At 69.4% G+C, this 22,164-nt stretch carries 18 protein-coding genes and 1 tRNA gene; 8 read left to right on the plus strand and 11 right to left on the minus strand.

The features are described from left to right. Nucleotides 1–29 precede the first annotated feature (29 nt). Both FHX52_RS24020 and FHX52_RS21775 read left to right on the plus strand, forming a co-directional pair. Nucleotides 30–182, plus strand: a complete 153-nt coding sequence (locus tag FHX52_RS24020) for a hypothetical protein (RefSeq protein ID WP_185747424.1) — start codon at nucleotides 30–32, stop codon at nucleotides 180–182. A gap of 108 nt (nucleotides 183–290) precedes the next feature. Further along, nucleotides 291–1,328 (plus strand): DNA topoisomerase IB, encoded by a 1,038-nt coding sequence (locus tag FHX52_RS21775; RefSeq protein ID WP_246070318.1) that lies wholly within the window; start codon nucleotides 291–293, stop codon nucleotides 1,326–1,328. Nucleotides 1,329–1,431: 103 nt separating this feature from the next. Here FHX52_RS21775 and FHX52_RS21780 read toward each other — a convergent pair whose 3' ends face one another. After that, nucleotides 1,432–1,929, minus strand: a complete 498-nt coding sequence (locus FHX52_RS21780) for a pyridoxamine 5'-phosphate oxidase family protein (RefSeq protein WP_141824436.1) — start codon at nucleotides 1,927–1,929, stop codon at nucleotides 1,432–1,434. Nucleotides 1,930–2,189: 260 nt separating this feature from the next. Then, on the minus strand, nucleotides 2,190–3,587 hold the full coding sequence (locus FHX52_RS21785; RefSeq protein ID WP_141824827.1) for an MFS transporter: 1,398 nt from the start codon (nucleotides 3,585–3,587) through the stop codon (nucleotides 2,190–2,192). A 396-nt stretch (nucleotides 3,588–3,983) separates the two neighbouring features. On the opposite strand from FHX52_RS21785, the gene FHX52_RS21790 reads away from it, so the two are divergent. Further along, a complete protein-coding gene (locus FHX52_RS21790) occupies nucleotides 3,984–5,102 on the plus strand; it encodes a carboxylate-amine ligase (RefSeq protein ID WP_246070319.1) in 1,119 nt (372 codons plus the stop codon). Between the two features lie 112 nt (nucleotides 5,103–5,214). On the opposite strand, the gene FHX52_RS21795 is transcribed toward FHX52_RS21790, so the two are convergent. Continuing rightward, the gene (locus tag FHX52_RS21795) at nucleotides 5,215–5,889 is read right to left on the minus strand and encodes a hypothetical protein (protein WP_185747425.1); all 675 of its coding nucleotides are present in this window, start codon (nucleotides 5,887–5,889) and stop codon (nucleotides 5,215–5,217) included. 208 nt (nucleotides 5,890–6,097) lie between these two features. Here FHX52_RS21795 and FHX52_RS21800 point away from each other — a divergent pair, with 208 nt between their 5' ends. Then, the gene (locus tag FHX52_RS21800) at nucleotides 6,098–6,970 is read left to right on the plus strand and encodes an alpha/beta fold hydrolase (RefSeq protein WP_185747426.1); all 873 of its coding nucleotides are present in this window, start codon (nucleotides 6,098–6,100) and stop codon (nucleotides 6,968–6,970) included. 4 nt (nucleotides 6,971–6,974) lie between these two features. Here FHX52_RS21800 and FHX52_RS21805 read toward each other — a convergent pair whose 3' ends face one another. Beyond that, on the minus strand, nucleotides 6,975–8,516 hold the full coding sequence (locus FHX52_RS21805) for an MFS transporter (protein WP_141824829.1): 1,542 nt from the start codon (nucleotides 8,514–8,516) through the stop codon (nucleotides 6,975–6,977). Nucleotides 8,517–9,207: 691 nt separating this feature from the next. Here FHX52_RS21805 and FHX52_RS21810 point away from each other — a divergent pair. After that, nucleotides 9,208–10,020: a TIGR04255 family protein gene (locus FHX52_RS21810; RefSeq protein WP_141824438.1), complete on the plus strand. Its 813-nt coding sequence runs from the start codon at nucleotides 9,208–9,210 to the stop codon at nucleotides 10,018–10,020. After that, entirely contained in the window at nucleotides 10,004–10,645 is a 642-nt protein-coding gene (locus FHX52_RS21815; RefSeq protein WP_221630681.1) for a hypothetical protein, read from the plus strand. Before FHX52_RS21810 ends, FHX52_RS21815 begins: the two co-directional genes overlap by 17 nt. A 942-nt stretch (nucleotides 10,646–11,587) precedes the next feature. Here the strand turns inward: FHX52_RS21815 and FHX52_RS21820 are convergent. The 3 genes from FHX52_RS21820 to FHX52_RS21830 all read right to left on the minus strand — a co-directional run bounded on the left by FHX52_RS21820 (nucleotide 11,588) and on the right by FHX52_RS21830 (nucleotide 14,595). After that, the gene (locus FHX52_RS21820; RefSeq protein ID WP_141820155.1) at nucleotides 11,588–13,150 is read right to left on the minus strand and encodes an IS1634 family transposase; all 1,563 of its coding nucleotides are present in this window, start codon (nucleotides 13,148–13,150) and stop codon (nucleotides 11,588–11,590) included. Nucleotides 13,151–13,479: 329 nt separating this feature from the next. Beyond that, nucleotides 13,480–13,556, minus strand: a tRNA-Pro gene (locus tag FHX52_RS21825). Nucleotides 13,557–13,662: 106 nt separating this feature from the next. Further along, nucleotides 13,663–14,595 carry a metallophosphoesterase gene (locus tag FHX52_RS21830; protein WP_141824439.1) on the minus strand — a complete coding sequence of 311 codons (933 nt, stop codon included), beginning with the start codon at nucleotides 14,593–14,595 and terminating at the stop codon, nucleotides 13,663–13,665. A 79-nt stretch (nucleotides 14,596–14,674) separates the two neighbouring features. Between FHX52_RS21830 and FHX52_RS21835 the strand changes: the two genes are divergently transcribed. Further along, nucleotides 14,675–15,130: a GatB/YqeY domain-containing protein gene (locus tag FHX52_RS21835; protein WP_141824440.1), complete on the plus strand. Its 456-nt coding sequence runs from the start codon at nucleotides 14,675–14,677 to the stop codon at nucleotides 15,128–15,130. A 132-nt stretch (nucleotides 15,131–15,262) separates the two neighbouring features. On the opposite strand, the gene FHX52_RS21840 is transcribed toward FHX52_RS21835, so the two are convergent. Then, on the minus strand, nucleotides 15,263–17,695 hold the full coding sequence (locus tag FHX52_RS21840) for a penicillin-binding protein (RefSeq protein WP_141824441.1): 2,433 nt from the start codon (nucleotides 17,693–17,695) through the stop codon (nucleotides 15,263–15,265). 275 nt (nucleotides 17,696–17,970) lie between these two features. On the opposite strand from FHX52_RS21840, the gene FHX52_RS21845 reads away from it, so the two are divergent. After that, nucleotides 17,971–18,273 (plus strand): WhiB family transcriptional regulator, encoded by a 303-nt coding sequence (locus tag FHX52_RS21845; RefSeq protein ID WP_141824442.1) that lies wholly within the window; start codon nucleotides 17,971–17,973, stop codon nucleotides 18,271–18,273. A 222-nt stretch (nucleotides 18,274–18,495) separates the two neighbouring features. On the opposite strand, the gene bagB is transcribed toward FHX52_RS21845, so the two are convergent. From bagB to FHX52_RS21860, 3 genes are all read right to left on the minus strand, one after another. Continuing rightward, nucleotides 18,496–19,686 carry an ArsA family ATPase gene (bagB, locus tag FHX52_RS21850; RefSeq protein ID WP_141824443.1) on the minus strand — a complete coding sequence of 397 codons (1,191 nt, stop codon included), beginning with the start codon at nucleotides 19,684–19,686 and terminating at the stop codon, nucleotides 18,496–18,498. Next, the gene (gene bagA / locus FHX52_RS21855) at nucleotides 19,683–20,684 is read right to left on the minus strand and encodes an ATPase BagA (protein ID WP_141824444.1); all 1,002 of its coding nucleotides are present in this window, start codon (nucleotides 20,682–20,684) and stop codon (nucleotides 19,683–19,685) included. The genes bagB and bagA overlap by 4 nt, the downstream gene beginning before the upstream one ends. A gap of 324 nt (nucleotides 20,685–21,008) precedes the next feature. After that, on the minus strand, nucleotides 21,009–21,905 hold the full coding sequence (locus FHX52_RS21860; RefSeq protein ID WP_246070320.1) for a hypothetical protein: 897 nt from the start codon (nucleotides 21,903–21,905) through the stop codon (nucleotides 21,009–21,011). Nucleotides 21,906–22,164 lie beyond the last annotated feature (259 nt).

Below are 22,164 nucleotides of genomic sequence, written 5' to 3' on the forward strand. Positions count from 1 at the left end.
CCTCGCTCGGGGGGATTGGCAATGACGCTATGAGCACGTACGAGTCGCACCTCCAGGACGACGGATCGGTCTTCCCGCCCGTCACCCCCGACCCGCCGCGGCCGCCCGGCCTGGACGAGATCTTCGTCCCCGAGATCGTTCCGGTGACGGACCCCGACGGTCCGGACCACGCGGAGGAGTAGCCGCGCCGCCCCGCGTGTCCGACGACTGAGCGCGACTGAGCACGGCTGCCTGCGCCCTCCCGGCGGCTCCCCGGCTGCTCCCAGCCGCCTTCCGGGTACGGATGAGTCGTGAGACTGCGACGGAGCGACATCGATGGGCCCGGCATCCGGCGCGTGCGTCGGGGCAAGGGGTTCGGCTACGTGGGGGCGAACGGCGAGGCCATCAGCCCCGAGGACCGCGAGCGTGCCAAGACGCTCGTCATCCCACCCGCGTGGCAGGACGTCTGGATCAGCCCCTATCGCAACGGCCACATCCAGGCCGTCGGCACCGACGACGCGGGCCGCAGGCAGTACCTCTACCACGACGCCTGGCACGAGGCCCGTGGCCGCGAGAAGCACGACCGTGTGCTCCAGCTCGCCAAACGACTGCCGGCCGCTCGCAAGCATGTGGCCTCCGAGCTGCGCGAGTCAGGCTTCACCCGTCGCCGGGTCACCGCGGCTGGTCTGCGCATGCTCGATGCCGGCCTCTTCCGCAGCGGCGGCGACGAGTACGAGACCGAGCACGGCTCGCACGGCGTCGCCACGCTGCTCCGCAGCCACGTATCGGTCAGCGGCGAGGACATCAGCTTCGAGTTCCCCGCCAAGTCCGGCCAGCTGCGCGAGGCAGTGATGAGCGACCAGCTGCTGGCACGAATCGTGCTCTCCCTCAAGCGATCCCACTACCCGGGAGAGCGGCTGCTCGCCTACCGCGACAAGCTCGGCTGGCACGAGCTGCACTCGAGCGACCTCAACGCGGCCTTCAAGGACATCGTCGGCGAGGAGTTCACCGTCAAGGACCTCCGCACCTGGGCCGCGACGGTGACGGCAGCGGTGTCACTGGCCCAGATCGGTCCGTCGCAGACCGAGCGCGAGCTGAAGCGCGCCGAGAAGGACACCATGAAGGTCGTCTCCGAGCACCTCGGCAACACGCCCGCCGTGGCGCGCCGCTCCTACGTCGACCCCCGGGTGCTCGACGAGTACGCCGTGGGTCGCACCATCGCCCCGAGCCTGCGCAAGATGACCAGGGCCGACCGTGAGCGCCTCCGCAACGGCGACCTCGTGCGTGTGCGCGATCGTGACGCCCTCGAGCGTGCCGTGATGCGGCTCGTCAAGGGCTCCGCTTCCTGAGTGCTCCCAACGAGGTATGCCGGTGGGTTGCCTTCTCGTGGAAGGTGACCCACCGGCATACCGGCGTGTCGGACGGGCTGGTAGCCCGCCGATCAGCCTGGCGTCAGAGGTCGACGACCTTGTTGTCGACGAGGTCGCCGTCGTCGAGGCGCTCGCCGGTGACCTTCGCCTTGACGAAGTTGAGGACCTGGGTCGCCTTGGAGCCGGGGGTGTCCCAGAACTCCGCGGAGTCGGCGTTGACCCTGATGAGGACGTTGTTCGGGTTCTCCGGGCCGCCCTCCATCCACGCGTCGGTGAAGGTGTTCCACAGCTCCTCGAGCTTGGCGTTGTCGTCGACGATCTCGGCAGTGCCCGACAGCGAGACCCATGAGCCGCCTGAGCTGTAGGCGACGTTGACCTTCGCCGGCGACTGCGCGGCGATGTCCTGGCACTTGTGGCTGTCGCGCTCGGCGATGAAGAGGACGTCGCCGTCGAACTCCACCTCCTGGGTGGCCATCGGGTGGCTCACGAGGCGACCCGTCGCGTCGGTGTGGGTGAGCATGGCCACCCGGATGTCCTTGATGAGCTCGGCCACCTTGCGGGTGTCGTCGTCATGGCTCATGGCGCTCTCCTTCGTCAGTCGACGTGGTCCGTCTCGGTTCGTCACGAGGATCGCGACCATGTCGTCGTACCCAAACCGGTCTCGGCTGCCCTGACGAGGGAGTGGGCAAGCGAGTGGGCAGGGTGCCGACGGAACGCTCTTTGGATTGCGGAGCGTGCCGACGGAGTGCCCGGCGGGGCGGGGTGCCGATGGAGTGCTCGGCGGGGCGGCCTCAGGTCGGGGAGCGTGCCGACGAAGTGCTCTTTCGATTGGGGGGAGGCTCAGGCGGGGGCGGGCTCGGCGGCTGCGGCCTCGGCTTCGGCGGCGTCGTGCTCGAGACCCTCGGCGCGCACGGCGGGCATCAGCAGCCCCGCGAAGATGGCGATCACGGCCGTGATGAAGACGGCGAGGAAGACCGCCGTCGAGCCGGCCTGCACGGCACTGGCCGACGACGGGCCGCCGTTGGCCGCGATGATCGCGTTGGCGACCGCGCCGAAGATGGCGACGCCGACGGCCGAGCCGACCGAGCGCATGAACATGTTCGTGCCGGTCACGACCGCGCGCTCGCTCCACGGCACCGAGGCCTGGGCCGCGATGAGGGTCGGCGTCGCGACGAGGCCGAGCCCGAGGCCGACGACGAAGGCCGACCCGGCTGTCGCCCAGACCGTCGGCGTCGCCGAGGCCAGCCACAGCGCGAGGGCGCCGAGCGCGGCGATGACGAGCCCGATGAGGGCCGTCGGGCGGAAGCCGATGCGCAGGTAGAGCCGGCCCGACTGCGCTGCCGAGATCGGCCACCCGATCGTCAGGGCGGCGACCGCGAGGCCGGCGACGATCGGCGTGACGCCGGTGGAGCGCTCGAGGAAGGTCGGCACGTAGGACGTGAGGCCGACGAGCACCGCGCCGACTCCGATCGAGATGAGGCAGGTGGCCACGATGAGCCGCCGCGAGAAGACTTCGAGGGGCAGGATCGGCTCAGCTGCGCGGCGCTCGATGAATCCGAAGACGACGAGCAGCGCGCCGCCGACCACGAAGGCGCCGATGCTCTGCCATGACCCCCACGCCCACGCCTGCCCACCTTCGAGGACGGCAAGGATGAGCAGGGTCAGTGAGACGGTGAGCACGACGGCGCCGGCGTAGTCGATGTGGTGCTTGCGACGCTCGACCGACTCGTCGTAGTTGCGCCAGAGCATGCCGGCGGCCAGCAGGCAGAAGGGGATGTTGAGGAAGAAGATCCACCGCCACGAGCCGAACTGCGAGAAGACCCCGCCCAGCGTCGGACCGACGACGGACGAGACGGCCCAGACGCTCGCGATGTAGCCCTGCGTCTTGGCGCGCTCGGCGACGGTGTAGATGTCACCGGCGATCGTCGTCGTCAGCGGCAGCACCGCGCCGGCGCCGAGGCCCTGCAGGGCGCGCATGGCGATGAGCGAGCCCATGCTCCAAGCGAATCCGCACAGGATTGATCCGACGAGGAAGAGCCCGATGCCGAAGAGGATGACGGGCTTGCGCCCGACCGTGTCGGCGAGCTTGGCATAGACGGGCACCGACACGGCCTGCGCGAGCAGGTAGACGGAGAAGAGCCACGGGAACTGCGTGAGGCCCCCGAGGTCGTTGACGATGGACGGCACTGCGGTCGCGAGGATGGTGGCGTCGAGCGCGATGAGCGCCGTGGCGAGCATCAGGGCGAGCAGGATGGGGCCGCGTTCGGACCGCAGTCCCACGGTCGTCGAGGTGGACACGGTGCTCCTCGGGGTTCGGCTGCATCTCTGATGCAAATTCGTCTGGCTCCAGGACGGCAGGGTCGGCGAGGCCCGCGCGATACTCGTGTGCAACGTCACGGGACGGCATTCATTCCCGACGCGGCCTGCGCGAGCGAGGTGGTGCGGAATCCGCAGCGGGTGGGTACGTGCCCTGGCAAGCAACGCCAGCACCACCGTCTGCACCCGCCGTGCCGGCCGCTCGCGGTCGCGCACGCCACAGTCGGCGTATGCCGCCGGGCTCGCTCCGGTTCGTCCGGAACACCACCCAGTCCGGCGGCATACGTCTCTTTGAGAGTCGTAGAGAGAGGAGCGCGAGTGGCCCGCACCATGGGAGTCGAGGAGGAGATGCTCCTCGTCGACGTGAGGAACGGGCGGCCCCGCTCCGTCTCGGGACAGCTGCTGGTGCGGGCCGAGGGCCAGCCGCCGCCCGTCGCGGGTCTCGGGGTGCACGGCGCGGTCGAGGGGGAGTTCCAGCAGCAGCAGATCGAGACGCACACGGCTCCGGCCGCCGACCTCGAGACCCTGCGCACCGAGGTGCTGCGCTGGCGCCGTGAGGCGTTCGCCGCCGCCCGCGACAGCGGCTCGAGCGTCGCCGCCCTCGGCACGTCACCGTTGCCCGTCACCCCGATCGCGGCGAAGTCGACGCGGTATGCGTGGATGGAGGACCGCTACCAGCGCACCGCCCGCGAGCACCTGACCTGCGGCTGCCACGTGCACGTGTCGGTCGAGAGCGACGAGGAGGGTGTCGCGGTGCTCGACCGGATCCGCGTCTGGATGCCCGTCCTGCTCGCGCTGTCGGCGAACTCGCCCTTCTGGGACGGTGAGGACACGGGCTTCGCCAGCTATCGCACGCAGTCGCTCGTGCGCTGGCCGTCCTGGGGCCCGACCGACCGCTTCGGGTCGCCGGAGGCCTACCACCGGCTCGTGCGCGAGATGGTGCTGACCTCGGTCATCCTCGACGAGGGCATGGTCTACTTCGACGCGCGTCTGGCGCAGCACTACCCCACGGTCGAGATCCGGGCCGCCGACGTGTGCTTCAGCGTCGACGAGGCGATCGTGCTCGCGGCCATCTGTCGCGGCCTCGTGGAGACCGCTGCGCAGGAGTGGGCTTCCGGCGCTGAGCCTCCCGACGTGTCGACGGCGATGCTGCGGCTCGCGACGTGGCAGGCCGCGCGCGAGGGGCTGTCGGGCCAGCTGCTCGACCCCTTCACCGGGCGCCCGAAGCCGTGCTGGGACGTCGTCCACCACCTCGTCGAGCACGTCCGGCCCGCCCTCGAGGCGGTCGGCGACCTCGAGCCGGTGCGGGAGGGGCTCGCCCGGCTGCGCGAGGAGGGCAACGGCGCGATCCGCCAGCGACGGATGGTCGAGCGCACGGGTCAGCTCGTCGACGTCGTCGCCGAGTCGGTGCGCTCGACGGCCCACGGCGCCGACTGAGCCGGCTGAGTCGACTGAGCCGGCTGAGTCGGCTGAGCCGGCTGAGCCGGCTGGGCCGGCTGAGCCGGCTGGGGGAGCCGGCCGGACGGCATACGCCTGCTCGCGGCTCAGCTCACGGGGTGCCGGGCGTGGGGAAGCGGACGTCGGGGCCTGCGCTCGCGAAGACCCGGCGGGCGAGCAGGAGGTGGGCGAGGGTGTAGCCGGCGCCGAGCAGGACGCCCGCCAGCGTGACGAGGGCGGCACCGCCTCCGGCGGCGTTCGCGACGAGCGCGCCGAGGGTGCCCGCGACGAGCGCGTTGACGACCATGAGGAAGATCGACGTGCCACCGATGACGTGCAGGACGCGGTGGCGGGGGCGACCCAACGCGTAGGTGTGCATGAGCCCGGCGGCATCGTCGTGGATCGACGCAGTGAAGTAGGGAGCGAGCTCGGGCACCAGCTCGAGGTAGGCGTGGCGGAGGCGGTTCATCGCCCGGACGAGGTCGGCGTCCTCGCGGCTCGCGGTGTTGACGCGGATGGCGGTCAGGGTGCCCATGACGAGGGCGGCCGAGGCGAAGCCGATCGACATGACCCTGAACGCCGTTCCGAAGCCGGTGGCCTGGGCCGTCAGCGCGAGCACGACGAGGAAGGCCGACACGACGGTCAGGTGGATCGTGATGCGGCTCATCACCTCGCTCCACGTCAGCGAGCGCGTGCCGAGCAGGCTCCAGTGCTCGGTGGAGAGGTAGACGGGCAGGCCCGGGGCTGCGGCGTCGAGCGGGTGGCGGGGTTCCTCGCCGTCGGGCATGCGGCCTCCTCTGTGGATGCGGAGCCGACGGGGTGTCGCCTGCCCGGCCGTCTCCCAGTGTCACCCTCGCGTGCGTCGTACGGAGGACTTTTGCGATCGGCGCCGGAGCGGTCGCGATGAGTCTCGACCGTGTCGATCGGTCTCGATCCCTCTCGATCGGTGTCGGGAACGGGCGCCGCGGCACGGCGGGGCGGCATACGGTCGAGGCATGGAACGACGCGAGTTCGAGGCCCCGGCGCGAGGGGGCACGCTCGTCGGCTATGTCACCGGGTCGGGCCGACCGGTGCTGCTCGCCCACGGCGGGCCGGGCCTGGGCTACGACCACCTGGACTCGCTCGTCGAGGAGCTCGCGAGCGAGTTCGAGGTCGCCTATTTCCAGCAGCGGGGCCTCGCCCCGTCGTGCCCGCACGGCGAGTTCACCGTGGCCGAGGCGGTGGGCGACGTCGTCTCCGTGCTCGACCACCTCGGCTGGCAGCGGGCCTGGTTCGTCGGGCACTCGTGGGGTGGTCACCTCGGCTTCCACGTCGCGGAGGCGATCCCGGACCGGCTGCACGGCGTGCTGGCGGTCGACCCGCTCGGCGCGGTCGGCGACGGCGGGGCCGATGCCTTCTGGTCCGCGATCGTCGCTCGCCTGCCTCCGGAGGCGCGGGCCCGGGTCGAGGAGCTCGACGCCAAGGACATGGACGGCACGTCGACGCCGCAGGAGCAGGAGGAGGAGTGGGACCTCATCTGGCCCGCCTACTTCGCCGACCCGGGTCACGTCATGCCGCGCCCCACCCTCACCCAGTCGGCCGAGGCGCACGTCGGGCTCTGGGACGACCTCGTGGCGCTGCTGCCCGAGCTCGAGGCGGGCCTCGGCGCGATCCGGACCCCGGTCGCCGTCGTGGCCGGCGCCGGCAGTCCGATGCCGGCCGACCTCGCGGCAGCCCGGTCGGTGGAGCGCATCCCGGGCGCCCGGCTCGAGCGGGTCGAGGGCGCCGGCCACTTCGTGTGGTGGGAGCGGCCCGGATCCGTGCGCGACGCCCTGCTCCGGATGGTGCAGGAGCACGACGACGGCACCCGCGAGGCCCCGCCCGGGTGAGGCCTCAGCCGGCGCCCAGGCCCTCGATCGCGGCGGAGGGCTTGATGTCGGGCAGCCGCAGCATCCGGAACGAGTTGGCGAGGCCGAGCAGGCTCGCGAGCAGCGGGATGAGCAGCGCGGCCTGGAGCGAGCGGCTCCGGGCCTCGTCGTTGATGGCCAGGACCGCGGCCTCGATCTCGGGTGGCTGACCGGTGATCTGCTCGTCGAGCGCGCTCGTGCTCATGATCTCGGCGTCCTGCTCGAGGGTTTGGGCGATCTGCTGCTGCTGCGCCGGCGGGATGACGGTGCTGCTGGCCGTGAGGTTGGTGAAGCTGAGGGCCAGCACGGCGAGCATGAGCCCACCGGCGACCGCGAGCCCGAAGGACAACCCGAACGAGCCGGCTGCTGAGTTGACCCCCGCGGCCTCGCTGATCCGCTCCTCCTCGATCGGCGCCAGCGTGTAGTTGTTGAGCTGCGAGACGAGCAGGCCCAGGCCGCTGCCGGTGATGATGAGCGGGACGACGAGGTACCACCCGCTGTCGACCCGCGGCACGATCGGGATGATGACGGCGGTGCCGATCGCCGCGAGCAGGAAGCCGGTGCGGATGAGGGCCGCAGGGCGCCGGTCGCCCGCCTTCTTGCCGGCGACCAGGGCGACGGCGAACATCGTCAGCGACAAGGGCGCCAGCGACAGCCCGGCCTGCATGGCGTTGTACTCGAGCGTCATCTGGAGGAAGAGCGGCAGGACGATCATCGCGCCGCCGAGGGCGATCTGCTGGAGCATCTGACCCTGGACGCCCGTCGTGAAGTTCGCCGAGGCGAAGAGGCCGGGGTCGAGCAGCGTGACCTGGTTGCTCCGCTTGCGGCGGACGAGCCACCACGCGAGCGAGCCGAGCGCGACGGCGCCGACCGCCATGAGCAGCAGGACGAACTCCCCGCCCTCCTGCCACACGAGGATGCCGAGCACGACGCCGCCCATGCCGACCACCGAGAGAGCCGCCCCGACGACGTCGACCTCGCGCGAGCCGGTGTAGGCGACGTCCTTGACGAGCCGGATCTGGCTCAGCACGACCGCGATGATGACGACCTCGAGCGCGAAGCCGACGCGCCACGAGAGGTAGGTCGTCACGAAGCCGCCAATGAGCGGGCCCACCGCGGCGGCGATGGCGGCCGCGGCGCCGATGAGGGCGTAGGCCTGCTTCTGCGCGGCGCCGGCGAAGTTGCCGTGGATGAGCGACTGCATCGCGGGCAGCAGCAGCGATGCGCCGAGCCCGCCGATGATCGCCCAGAAAATGACGATGGCGGTGAGGCTCTGCGCGAGCGTCATCGCGAGGGCGCCCACGGCATACGCGAGCAGGCCGAGGACGTAGGCCCGCCTGCGCCCGATGAGGTCGCCGACCTTGCTGTTGATGAGGATGAACGCGGCCGACACGAGCGCCTCGAGGGCGATGGCGGACTGCACGCCGCTGGCGGTCGTGTCGAGGTCTCGGACGACCGCCGAGATCGACACGTTCATCAGCGAGGTGTCGACGACGAGGACGAACATCGCCATCGCGAGGAGCACCATGAGCCGCCGGCTGCCGGGCTGCGGCTGGGTGCTGTCCGGGTTCGTGGTCACGGGCACTCCTCACGACAGGGGTCGGGGCCGTGGTCGCCCTCCGATCTGTGCAACGGTAGGCGCCCCTCGTGGGCGCGGCATCCCCCCGACGGGGTGAGCGCGAGCGTGCCCGCGACCGAGGGCGCATGCCGTCCGGCCGGCCGAGGGGGCCGGGCCGAGTCCCCGGGAGATGACGAAGGGCCCTGACCGCGCGTGCGCAGTTCAGAGCCCTCAGTCAGCTGGTCGGGGTGACAGGATTTGAACCTGCGACCTCTTCGTCCCGAACTCCGCGCACAGTTGCCGTATGGGATCGCCTCCTGCTCGTGGTTGAACGGTCGATGACGGATGTTGCCGCCTTGCACCACTGCTGTACCTCTGTTCTGTGTCCACCGTCGATGTGCTCGACGCCACGCAGCCCCCATTCGGTCGCGACACCTCGTCATCTAGAGGCCCACGGTGACGGCCCCGCGGAGCCCGTCGGAGGGGCTCGGCGACTTCTTCCGAGCGGACGGGGAGTGAGCACTACCGAAGAGCAGCCTTGGCCATCCCTTGCCAGCCGCCCGGGGCGATGGATCCTGTGAGTCGGTCCCGTTCTCCTGTGAGTATCAGTCTGGTTGTCGTTTTGGTATCATCGACCGCGTAGTTGCGGTAAGTTTCCGGTGTGATCGACCGCGAGATCTATCCAAATGCACCTTTGGTGCTGGTTGCAGCTGAGATCCGACACAGCGAAGCGTCGGCGATGAGTGGGGCCATGGAGGCTGCCTTCAAGCGGGCCCTCCGGCCGGATTTCCCGATCTCACGCCCGTTGGTGACGACCAATGTGGTGGCCAGCATGGGCGGACCGACTCAGATGACTCAAACGACACATCCTCGAATGATGAGTCGGGACCGGACGGTCAGTGTCACCATGCGTCCCGAAGCTGTAGTTGTGGAGACAACTTCATACCTCCACTTCGAGGCGCTTCTTGAGGTGATCGATCGCGCGACCGCCATCCGCCAGGAGATTGCCGCCGTCGATGGAGTGGAACGCGTTGGCATTCGGTATATCGACGAGATTCGGGTGCCCGACCTGAGTGAATCGCTCGAGGACTGGGGTGCGTGGGTGAATCCCACGATGATGGGTCTTGCCCCGGTCGCGAAGGAGGTCGGGCTGAACGTTGGACCGTGGCAGGCGATCGGGACCTTCACCCCTGATGCGTCCCGTGCCGGTCAAGCGGTTTCTTTGCGGTACGGCCCAGGAGAAGGGTATGCGGTTGATCCTTCTGCGGATCTGCGAAGGCCGACGCCACCTTCTGGCCCCTTCTTCCTCGTAGATATCGACAGTTATTGGACGGCCTCTGACGTCATTCCGGCGTTCGAACCGGCTGAAATCCATCAAATCTTTAGTGAACTTCACGTCCCAGTAAGGGCGCTATTCGAATCCCTCATTACTGACCGACTGAGAGAGGACGTCCTACGTGATGTCAGTAGATAGCCGTTACCACACCGGCACGTTCGCAGCCGAACTGACGATTGTGCCAACGCCGACCTCTACCCAGACATCTGCCAAGATTCTCACCGAGGATGTTGGCATGTTGCGAAGCGTCGCCAAGGACCTCAGCAGTAAGTCTGGCGACCTTCACCGAAGCACGCAAATGACCGAGTGGCGTGCCCGTACGGCCACAAGGGGAAAGCAGGCTCCCACAGACCTCCTTGGGGTCCTCGACGACTTGGGCTTCGCCTGGCGTGACGTAGCGCAAATGCTCGGGGTTAGCGTCCCTGCTGTCCAAAAGTGGCGTCGTGGGGAAAAGCTGACTGGTGAGAATCGTAGGAACCTGGCAGGCCTGGTTGCCGCTTGTGACCAGGTGGCGGATGACTACCTGGTTTCGGAGGCGGCGTCTTGGTTCGAGATGCCCCTCGTGGATGGCGCTCCGGTGACGCCGGCGGTGTTGTACGCAGAGCAGCAGGTGGATTTAGTATTCGATTACGCCAGCGGTCACGCGGACCCAGAGTCCATACTCACTGAGTTCCAGCCGGACTGGCGTGACAACTACCGCTCGAGGTTTGAGTCCTTCGTTGCGGCCGACGGCAACCGATCGTTGCGTGTGAAGGGGGACTAGTGGCGCACGACCTCGAGGCTCCGTGCCCGGAGGATGCGCCTGCTTGGGATGCGTTGTACCGGGCTCGGGGCGATGAGGTCGTCGAATCGCGCCCTGTCTTGACGGGCGATGTGTTCGCCGAAACGAACGTCTCCGTTGGCGCAGAGGTGCAAGTCAAGACCGTTATCGTGCTTCAGCATCCCTGCGCTCTCAGGTCGAACGGTGTCGACCTCGTCGGACGGCTTCTCGTGGCCGAGGTGCGTCCTCACAAGCCGCTTCCGCCGGCCGACTGGCGGGGGTACGCGAGGATGATGCCTTTGCCGGATCTATATCCGGACGTAGCATCGCGTAGGCGCGATCAGGCGGTGTTCTTCGAAAAGGTGCATGTGATTGACCCAGATGGACTGGGGCGCAGGGACGCGTGCCTATCGCCACTTGGTGTCAATCTCTTGCTTCAGCGTTGGGTCCACCACAACAGCCGCGTGGTCGTGCCAACATTCGACTTCGACGACGTGACTCATGGTCCCTATGAGGAGTGCGACCTTACCGAGGACTGGGCGGAGGCGCGCGAGTCCCAAGCGGTGGATCGTCGTCGAGCCTGGGAGGAATGCCACGAGTGGCTGCGGGTGTCGGACCAAGAGGGTGGACCCACTCGACAGAGTCTGCTGGGCGACGCTCAGCGACGAAGCTCCGTTCGCCTGGCTGCTCGGAAACATTGGAAGTCGCTCTAGTTCCGCTAAACCAAAGGCGGGCCGAGGGCGGGAAGGCCAGCCGCCCGCAGGCCGATTTGCGGCGAAGCCGTGCCTTGATGCCTAACAGGTCGACCGGGTCCGCGAGGACCGAGTCTCCAAGAACGGCAACCTGATCCTGCGCCACTAGGGCCGCCTGTACCACGTCGGCATCGGACGAACCCACGCCGGAACCTAGGTTCGGCTGCTCGTCCAGGACCCGAGTCGTGCCGCTTTAGTGTGTCGGCCAGTTCGTGCCGGTAGCGATGATGATGTCGCGGCCAGTGTCGGTGAGGGGGTCGGCTGCGGTGTGCTCGTGCCCGGCGATGGTCAGGGTCATCAGTTGCAGCGGCCGGAGCGTGCGCACGAGCTTCTTGATGCTCATCCCGGTCGCGTCCTGCAGGTAGCGGGCGACGGCAAGAGCCGCGAAGACGATGGTCAGGTGGGCCTCGATCGACTCGCGGGTGTGGTGGAAGATCGGCCGAGCCCGCAGGTCGCTCTTGCTCATCCGGAACGAGGCCTCGACCTGCCACAGGTCGTGGTAGCTCGCGATCACCTCACCGGCGGGCATCACGTCCGCGGGGATGTTCGTCACGTAGCCCTTGAGGCCGGCTAGGCGCCGCGCTCGGGCGAGGGACGCTTCGTCCAGTGACTGGGTGCCGTGCTTCGTGGTGACGAACCGCGGTGTGCGGGCGGCTTTCTCCCCGGCCACGACGGCACGGGCGCGGTTCTCCTGCAGGGTCAGGGTCTTCCCGTCGCGGGCGGCCCTCTTGCGGGAGTAGGCCCACACGGCCCGCCAGGACCGGTCGTGCACGGCCGGGTCCCAGGTCGGCTCCGTCTTCTTGTTGACGTCGTTGACGCCCCGGGCGGCGGTGGTGGCGACGCGTGGGGTGATGGTGTCGATGACTTGCCCGTCGGTGAACGCGTCCCCGTGCCACCGGAAGTGCGACGCCAGGTCCGCCGGCGCCTTCGTCACCCGGGAGCCGACGATGAACCGCAGCCCCGCCGAGTCCAGATCTCTCAGGTTCGACGCGGACAGCATCCCGGCGTCGGCGACGACGACCATGTCCGACAGGGAGTGGCGCTGCTGGAACTGACGGATGATCGGGATCATCGTGGTCGTCTCTGCGGTGTTGCCTTCCCAGCAGCCGATCTCCAACGGGAAGCCGCCCCGGTCGACGAGGAGGCCGACGACGATCTGCGGGTCGACGCGGCGTTCCTTGGAGTAGCCGACCTTGCGCAGCTCGTCCTCGTTCTCTGCCTCGAAGTACAACGTCGTGACGTCGTACAGGCACAGCGACACATCCCCGCTCGCGGTGGCGTGGGTGAAGCACGCGCCCGCGAGCACGTCGCGGTAGCCGCGCTCCTGGGCACGGGCCAGCGACCGGAACATGGTGCGCAACGACGCGTGGGCGACCCCGACCTCCTCAAGCACGCGCAGCGAGTCGGCCTTGGACGTCGGCTCGATGATCCGGGCGAGCACCAGCTGCTGGAACGCCACATCGTCGATGGCATCGAACCCGAGCCGCGTGTACGCGCCCGCCAGGACCTGCCACAGCACCGCGCTGGACTTGGAGGTGATCACCGCGTGCCCGGCCGGGACCGCGCCTGCGCTCAGGTCCAGCTCGCCCTGTCCCGGGTACACCTTGCGGCGGGCGGCCGCGACGAGGGCGGCGAGCTCGGCCTCGGTGTGCGCCGAGCCGAGGTGCTCGAGTACCCGGTCTCGTCCGTCCAGACGCTCAGCGATCTGCACCGCCGTCGCCCCGGAAGCCGTTCGGACCTTCCGCACGAACACCACGAGCGCGACCCTACCGGCCCGCTTAGTGTGTCAACGCGACTCAGCGCACCGCCTTGACCAGCACAAACGCTCGGCCAATCGCCGAGATCGCCAAAAGTGGCACGAGTCAGGTCGGACGAACCCACGCCGGAACCTAGGTTCGGCTGCTCGTCCAGGACCTCGACATCACCATCGCCGACCTCGCTGCCGGCGAGATCCTGCGAGAGCTCGCCCTCGACCCCACCAGCGACTACCAACCCACCGGACGGCCACCCGGACCGCCACCGAGGAACAACAGCGGCCCTACGTTTCCGTAGGGCCACTGTCGCCGATGTCCTCAGACATCACACTGGTCGGGGTGACAGGATTTGAACCTGCGACCTCTTCGTCCCGAACGAAGCGCGCTACCAAACTGCGCCACACCCCGGTGCTGCACCTGCCCTCGGAATGCACCGGAGGCAGCAAGCAGAGATGCTAGCGCAGGCCCCTGCCCATCTCCGAATCGGACGGCGACCAGCCGTCAGCGCCGGCGGCTACGAGCGGGGGACGAGGGTCAGCAGGGTCGCCTCGGGGCGGCAGGCGAGCCGCACCGGCGCCGTCGGGGCGGTGCCGAGGCCGGCCGACACCTCGAGCCAGGCGGCGCCCTCGGGGGCCTCCGACGACGGCGTGTGGCCAGCTCCGGGCCACCACCGCGAGAGGCCCTTGGCGCGCCGGGTGTCGAGGTCGCAGTTCGTCACGAGAGCGCCGTAGCCCGGCACGCAGACCTGCCCGCCGTGCGTGTGGCCCGCGATGATGAGCGAGGCGCCGTCGGCGGCATACGCGTCGAGCACCCGCTGGTAGGGCGCGTGCGTGACGCCGATCGTGAGGTCGGCGTCGGGCGACGCGGCGCCGCGCACGAGGTCGAGGCGGTCGTAGCCCAGGTGGGGGTCGTCGACGCCGACGAAGTCGAGCCGCAGGCCGCGGACCTCGAGGGTGTCGCGGCGGTTCGTCAGGTCGACCCAGCCGGCGGAGCGGAAGGCGTGCATCAGCTCGGCGGTGGGCAGCCGGGGCGTCGAGCCGACCGACTTGGCGTGGTCGCGCGTGAGGTACTTGAAGGGGTTCTTCAGCTTCGGCGCGAAGTAGTCGTTGGAGCCGAAGACGAAGACGCCCGGCACGTCGAGGAGCCACTCGAAGGAGTCGAGCAGGCCCGGCACGGAGTGGGGCCCGGCGATGTTGTCGCCCGTGTTGATGACGAGGTCGGCATCGAGCGACCCGAGGCTCTTGACCCACGCGGCCTTGGCCCGCTGGCGCGGCAGGAGGTGGATGTCAGACAGGTGCAGCACCCGCAGCGGCTGCGCGCCCTCGGGTAGCACCGGCACCTCGAATCGCCGCAGCACGAAGGCGTTTCGCTCCACGAGGGAGGCCCACCCGAGCACGCCGGCCCCGGCGGCACCGAGGCCGAGCACGGTCTTCGTCACGGCACGCATGGGGCACATCCTCGCACCCTGCGCGGCACCGCCGAGAATCCGTGCGAGCGGTGGGTGGCTCGCCTGAGAGACTGGCCCCATGAGCACCCTCAAGGAGCAGCTGCAGTCCGACCTCACCGCCGCGATGCGCGCGCGAGACCAGGTCGGCGCCAGCACGCTGCGCATGGCCCTGACCGCCGTCACCACCGAGGAGGTCTCCGGCACGGAGCACCGCGAGCTCACCGACGACGACGTGCTCAAGGTGCTCACGAAGGAGGCCAAGAAGCGCCGCGAGGCCGCCACGGCCTACACCGGCGCCGGCCGCGCCGAGCTCGCCGCCCAGGAGGAGGCCGAGCTCGCGGTCCTCGAGGGCTACCTGCCCAAGCAGCTCACCGACGAGGAGCTCGACGACATCGTCCGCGAGGCCGTCGCGTCGTCCGGCGCCTCCGGTATGCCGCAGATGGGCCTCGCGATGAAGGCTGCCAACGCCGCTGTGGCGGGGCGCGCCGAGGGTGGGCGGGTCGCCGCCGTCGTGCGCACGGTCCTCGCCGGCTGAGCCGACCGGACGGCATACCTGCTCGTCGGGGTCTGACGGGTCTCTCGGGTCTGCCGGGGAACGACGGGTCTGACGGGGAACGACGAAGGGCCGACGCGGTGCGCGTCGGCCCTTCGTCACGTCAGCCCTCGGTCAGCCTCGAGGCTTCGGCGGCTTGCCGGGTTTGCCAGGCTTTCCCGGCGTGCCGGGGCCAGGAGCCGGTGGCGTGTAGACGGTCGGCTGTGCCGTCGGCTGCGGGCTCGTGCCGGCCGGGGCCTGCCGCGACCCTCCGCGCGAGGTGTAGATGGTGATCTGGGTGCCGGCCGGCGCCTTGCCGTAGGGGCTGGTGCCCGCGACGAGGCCGCTCGGGACCCCGGAGCTCATCGTGCCGCCGACGGTCGAGGGGTAGCCCGCGGCCGAGAGGGTGGCGATGGCGTCGGCGACGCTCATGCCGACGACACCGGGGATGTCGGTGCCGCTGCCCTTGAGGTACTTGTCGGACGGCTCCTTGAACTTGACGATCGGCGCGTCCTGCAGGGCGCCGTTCATGATCTGCTTCCAGATCGGAGCGGCGATGGCTGCACCGTGCATGACGGGGTAGAACTGACCGCCGACCCGGACGTTCTTCATGACGCGGCTGATCGGGTCGTAGGGGGTGCCGACCCAGACGGCCGTCACGAGCTGCGGGGTGTAGCCGACGAACCACGACTCGTTGTTGTTGTTGGCCGTGCCGGTCTTGCCGGCCGACTCGCGGTCACCGCCCGAGAGCTGGTTGCGGATGCCGGAGCCGTTGGTCATGTTGTACTCGAGGAACTTGTCGGTGGCGCGGACGACGTCCGGGTCGACGACCTGGTCGCACTTCGTCTTCGGCAGCGCGATGTCCTTGCCGTCCTTGGTCACCTTCGTGACGACGACCATGGGGCACTTCTTGCCGTCGGCCGCGAGGACGCCGTAGGCGTGGGCGACGCCCTGGGGCGAGACGTCGGAGGCGCCAAGGATGTACTGGGGGGCGTAGCGGCCGACGGGCTGACCGTCGGCCTGGTGCAGCCCGAGGCGGAGCATCGTGCTGCGCACCTTGCAGCCGCCGAGCTGCTCGGCGAGGGCGATGAAGGCGGTGTTCGTCGACTTGGCCGTCGCCTCCTTGAGGGAGATCTGGCCGCCGGCGAAGGGTGAGTCGTTGAAGACCTTCCACGGGCCGCCGGGGCCGCAGTTGGCGATGCCGCCCGGCCAGTCCTTCGGGGTGTAGGTGGCCTGCTGGTTGCCGCCGGCAGCCTTGGCGTCGACGCTGGAGTTGACGTTCATGCCCGACTCCATCGCGGTGACGAGGGCGAAGGCCTTGGCCGTCGAGCCGAACTGGAAGCCGCCGGAGCCGCCGTACTTCTTGTCGAGCGCCCAGCCGATGCCGGTCTTGCCCCGGGACTCGGTGTCGACGGTGTACTTCGTGTTCTGGGCGAAGGCGAGCACCTGACCGGTGTTGGGGTCAGCGGTGTAGGAGGCGGCGCCGATGCGGGCGTCGTTGCCGATCGGCACCTTCTTGTTGATCGCGGCCTGCGAGAGGCGCTGCACCCGCGGGTCGAGCGTCGTCTTGATGGTGATGCCGCCGCGGTAGAGGGTGCGCTTGCGCTCCTCGACCGTCTTGCCGAGCTGGGGCATCGTCATCGCGTAGTTGATGATGAACTCGCACCAGTAGGGGTACGGCGAGGCCAGGCAGGTGCTCTTCGGGTTGGTGACCTTCATGTCCTGCTTGAGCGTGCGCTTGCGGGCGTCGGTCCACTGCTTGTCGGTGATCCGGTTGAGCTCGTGCATGCGGTCGAGCACGACGTTGCGGCGCGCGAGCGCCCGCTCCGGGAAGTTCACCGGGTCGGTCGTGCCGGGGTTCTGCGTGAGCCCCGCGAGCAGGGCCGCCTGCGAGAGGCTGAGCTGCGAGGCGTGGACGCTGAAGTAGTGCTGCGACGCGGCCTCGACGCCGTAGGCGCGGTCGCCGTAGTAGACGAGGTTGAGGTAGCCCTCGAGGATCTCGTCCTTGCTCAGCTTCTTCTCGAGGGTGATCGCGTACTTCAGCTCCTTGAGCTTGCGCATGTAGTCCTTCTTCACCGCGTCGGCGGCGGCCTCCTCGTTGCCGGCGCTGAGGGCGGAGTACTGCAGCGAGATCTTCACGTACTGCTGCGTCAGCGACGACGCGCCGACCGACGAGCCATTGCGCAGGTTGGAGACGACGGCGCGGACCGTGCCCTGCAGGTCGATGCCGCCGTGCTCGTAGAAGCGGTGGTCCTCGATCGCGACCTGGGCCTCACGCATGATCGGCGCGATCTTGTCGAGCGGCACGATGGTGCGGTTCTGCTCCTGCGGCGTCGCGATGACGCTGCCGTCGGAGGCGAGGATCCGCGACGTCTGGGCGAGCGGGTCGGTGCGGAACTCGCTCGGCAGCTCGTTGAAGACGTCCACGCCGCTGCGCGCGAGGGCGCCCGTGGCACCGACGGCCGGCATGACGAGGCCGGCGGCGAGCAGCCCCAGCACGAGGGCCGACGCGAGGAAGGCTCCGAGCAGGCTGATGACGCCACCGATCGACGTGGTGCGTGAAGACATGGGCCCAAGGGTAACTGCTGAGACTGTCTCGACCTGACTTGAGCGACGTGGCTCCAATACACCACCCCTCCCGTATGCGGCACGCGGGGGTCTCCGACGTATCAGGTGACTAGTCACCCGTCTCACTAAATGGTCCATAGAGCCTATGTCGGGCCGGGCCCGACGCTCGTAATGTCTGTTTTGGGTCAGCCGGGGGGTGGCCCAAGCCGAGATCGGTGGGACGGTCTCAGTCAGCTCGGAGTCGTGGGAGGCCCGGGCGGGGAGGGGTAAGTGTCATGAGCATTGCCGCGGTCACAGAAGAGTGGACGCAGGAGTGGGCGAGCCAGGCTCGTTGCTCCAGCCAGGACCCGGACGCACTGTTCGTGCGGGGCAAGGCCCAGCACGACGCGAAAGCGGTGTGCAAGGCGTGCCCGGTGCTGGCCCAGTGCCTCGCCGAGGCCCTCGACAACCGCACCGAGTTCGGGGTGTGGGGCGGGATGACCGAGCGTGAGCGCCGGGCCCTGCTCCGTCGCCGTCCGGACATCACGTCGTGGAAGTCGGCGCTGCGAGCCGGTATGGCCTCGCACCCGACCCACTGACGCTCGACCAGGTCCGACCAGGGCCGAACAGTTCGACCAGTTCGACCAGTCCGATGAGGGACTGACGCAATCTGACGCCGGGGGGTGTCGGGGGGGCATCGAGTGGGCCCGTTCGAGGACGGGTCTTCTCGGCTGCCCGCCGCGTGTGACAGCCGCACACCTCGAGGTCGTCTGCACCTCGAAGACAGTGTGTGCCTGGCCTCGACGTGAGTCGGTGTGCCTTCAGGCGCCGGCGAGCGAGGAGCCGACCTCGCGCAGGCTCTCGAGATCGTGCACGTCGCGGCCGAGAGCCGGCACCTGCACGACCGGGATGGTGGGGTGCGACCTCGAGAACCGGTCGGCCAGGTCGCGCTGCCGCTCCGCGGTGCGCACGAGATCGGCATGCAGGCGCAGCACACCCGCCGCCGTCGTGGCGGAGCGCGGCCCGTTGCCGTCCTCGAGCGACTCGGCCACGGCGAGCGACTTGCTCGGGGTCAGGCCCGGCGCCGAGACGCGACCGATGCGGTTGACGACGAGCCCGGCGAGCGGCATACCGTCGGCCTCGAGGCGTTCGACGAAGTAGGACGCCTCGCGGAGGGCGTCGCGCTCGGGTGCGGCGACGACGAGGAAGGCGGTGCCCTCCTCGGAGAGGAGGCGGTAGGTCTCGTCGGCGCGCTCGCGGAAGCCGCCGAACATCGTGTCGAGGGCGTTGACGAAGGTCTGCACGTCGCTCAGCATCTGCCCGCCGAGGATCTTGGTCATCGTGCTCGTGACGAGCTGCACCCCCATGCCGAAGACCTTGAGACCCGCGCGGCCACCGGCCTTGGCGGGAGCGGTGAGCAGGCGGATGAAGCGGCCGTCGAGGAAGCTGCCGAGGCGGTTGGGCGCGTCGAGGAAGTCGAGGGCCGAGCGCGACGGTGGGGTGTCGACGATGATGAGGTCCCACGGTGCGTCCGGGGTGCCGGCGCTCGCCTTGAGCTGGCCGAGCTTCTCCATCGCCATGTACTCCTGCGTGCCGGCGAAGGAGCTGCTGACTGCCTGGTAGAAGGGGTTCGCGAGGATCTGCTCGGCCTTGCCGGGCTCGGAGTGGGCGATGACGACCTCGTCGAAGGTCCGCTTCATGTCGAGCATCATCGCGTGCAGGCTGCCGCCCGCCGACGTGTCGATGCCGGTGACGGGGCGGGGCGTGTTGTCGAGCTCGGTGAGGCCGAGCGACTGGGCGAGGCGGCGCGCGGGGTCGATCGTCAGCACGACGACGCGCCGGCCGGACTCGGCGGCGCGCAGGCCGAGCGCCGCTGCGGTCGTCGTCTTGCCGACGCCGCCGGAGCCGCAGCAGACGATGATCTCGGTCTTCGGGTCGGCGATGACGGCGTCGATGTCGAGCTGCGGGGGGTGGCGCGGCGACGGTGACGTCTGAGCGGTCTGTGCGGTCATGACGTCATCCCCTGGTCGACGAGCATGCCGGCCAGCTCGTGCACCGAGCCCGAGTCGACCCCCTCTGCGAGCGCGGGCAGGGTCACGATCGGCAGGCCCGTGCCCTCGAGGAGCGCGAGCTGCTCGCGCTCGAGGTCGACCCGCAGAGCGTGGTCGCGCGCCTCGGCGACGAGCCCGTCGACGAGCTCGGGCGTCACGGTCACACCGGCCTCGGTCAGCTGCGTGCGCAGCGACGGTTTGTGCAGGCGGCCGGCACGCGCCTGCTCGAGCGCGGCGTCATCGAGCAGCGGCGCGCGCACCATGTTGACGACGATCGCCCCGGGGTGCAGGCCCTTGGCTCGCAGTTCCGCGATCGACTCGAGCGTCTCCTGGACCGGCATCTCCTCGAGCAGGGTCACGAAGTGCACGACGGTGCGCTCGGACTCGAGCAGCTGCGTGATCGCGCCGGCCTGGGAGTGGATCGGCCCCATCCGCGCGAGGTCGGCGACCTCGGAGTTGACCGACAGGAAGCGGCCGATGCGCCCCGTCGGCGGGGCGTCGAGCACCAGCGCGTCGTAGGCGAGCGGTCCCTCGCCCTTGTGCCGGCCGTCGCGGCGCCGGCGGTTGGCCTCGTAGATCTTGCCGATGAGGAGCACGTCTCGCACCCCGGGGGCGATGGTCGTCGCGAAGTCGATCGCGCCGAACTTCTCGAGCAGCTTGCCGGCGCGGCCGAGCTTGTAGAAGAGCTGGAGGTACTCGAGCAGGGCGGCCTTGGCGTCGACCGACAGGCCGATGACCTCGCCGCCGGTCGCGAGACGCAGGATGCGCGTCTCCTCGGTGCCGAGCGGCGGCACGTCGAAGGTCTGGCTGATGCCCTGGCGGCCCTCGACCTCGCTGAGCAGGACGCGACCGGGGCGGGCGGCGAGGGCGAGCGCGAGCGCGGAGGCGACGGTCGTCTTGCCGGTGCCCCCCTTGCCCGTGACGACGTGCAGACGCGCCTTCGCCCAGTCGTTCGTCACCCGTCCACCCTATGACCCACGGTCCGACACCCCCGATTCGAGGTGATCCTGCCCCCGACGTGGGGCCCGACTTCACCTCCACCCACCCCCAATTCGAGGTGATCCCGACCCTGACGTGGGGTCCGGGATCACCTCGACCCGCAGGGTATGCCGCCGCGTGGCCTCCCGATTGGAGGTGATCCTGGCCCTGACGTGGGGTCCGAGATCACCTCGACCCACCTCCCGATTCGAGGTGATCCGGGCCCTGACGTGGGGTCCGAGATCACCTTGAATCGAGGAGTTGAGGGTGAGCCTGATCCTGACCCGGGGCGAGGGCTGGTGCGGTCAGGCTGCTTGCCAGCCGTACTGGGTCAGGCCTCGAGCCACCTGCGCCAGGAACTGGTCGGTGAAGACGCGCAGTCCGACGAGGTCGATGCGCAGCGCCCGGTCGCCACCGAGCACGAGGTCGTTCGTGCGCAGGTTGTCCGTCGAGACCATCAGGGCCTCGCGATGCTGGACACCGTCGATCTCGACGCAGAGCCCATTCCGCCAGCGGACGTCGAGGTAGATGCGTCCGTTGTTCGTCTCCACGACCACCTGGCGGTCAGGCTCGGGCAGACCGCGCTCGCGACAGAGCACGGCGAAGTCCAGCTCGCCGAGGGACTGGACGCCGAGGGCGATGTCACGCACGACCTGCCTGACGAACCCGCGCCTGCGCCGACCCCGGATTTGCCGTGAGGCCTCGAGCAGCAGTTCGGGAGTGGTGAGGCGTTGCTGGACCGTCAGGAGAAGAATCAGCGCCGCCTGCCGGTCGCTGACGGCCCACTGGGCGCCCCGGATCGCGGCGACGGAAGGGCGCGTATGCGGCATACCCCCGCCTGCGAGCTCGCCGTCAATACGACGGATCACCTTGTGCAGGGTGACGCTCGAGGGCGCCTTGACCCGTGCCGTGTGGACGACGGACAGGTGGATGGCGTCGTCCTGGTAGCCGGTCAGCCCGGCGTGGTGCAGCGCGGTGACGCCGTCCAGCGCGGCGACCTTGTCGCCCACCTCCCACACCGCGTGCCACAGCTGCTCAGGTCGGGACAGGGGCCGGGTGTGAACCGCCACCGTCACGTCTCCGTGCACGGTCCAGCGTTCGGCTGCCACCTCGAACGCGACGTGTCGGCGGGTGATGCCGGCCCTGCGGAGCATGGAGCGGGACACCACCCCGTCGTTTGCGTCGGCGAGCTGGCGGGCCACGTGACGTCGTTCGGGTCCTCTCATGCATCGACGGTCGTGGCGCCCCGAGGCGAGCTCCACCCCCAATCCGGCGCCTGTGGACGAGGGTGAGGCGCAGGCAGGGAGCTGTGGACAGACGATTCGAGGTGATGCCGCCACCCACGTGGGGCCCGGGATCACCTCCACCCCACCTTTGAATGGAGGTGATCTCGACACTGACGTGGGGCCCGGGATCACCTCCACCCCACCTTTGAATGGGGGTGATCTCGACACTGACGTG

It is taken from the genome of Humibacillus xanthopallidus (assembly GCF_006717145.1).
In the GTDB taxonomy this organism is placed as follows: domain Bacteria; phylum Actinomycetota; class Actinomycetes; order Actinomycetales; family Dermatophilaceae; genus Humibacillus; species Humibacillus xanthopallidus.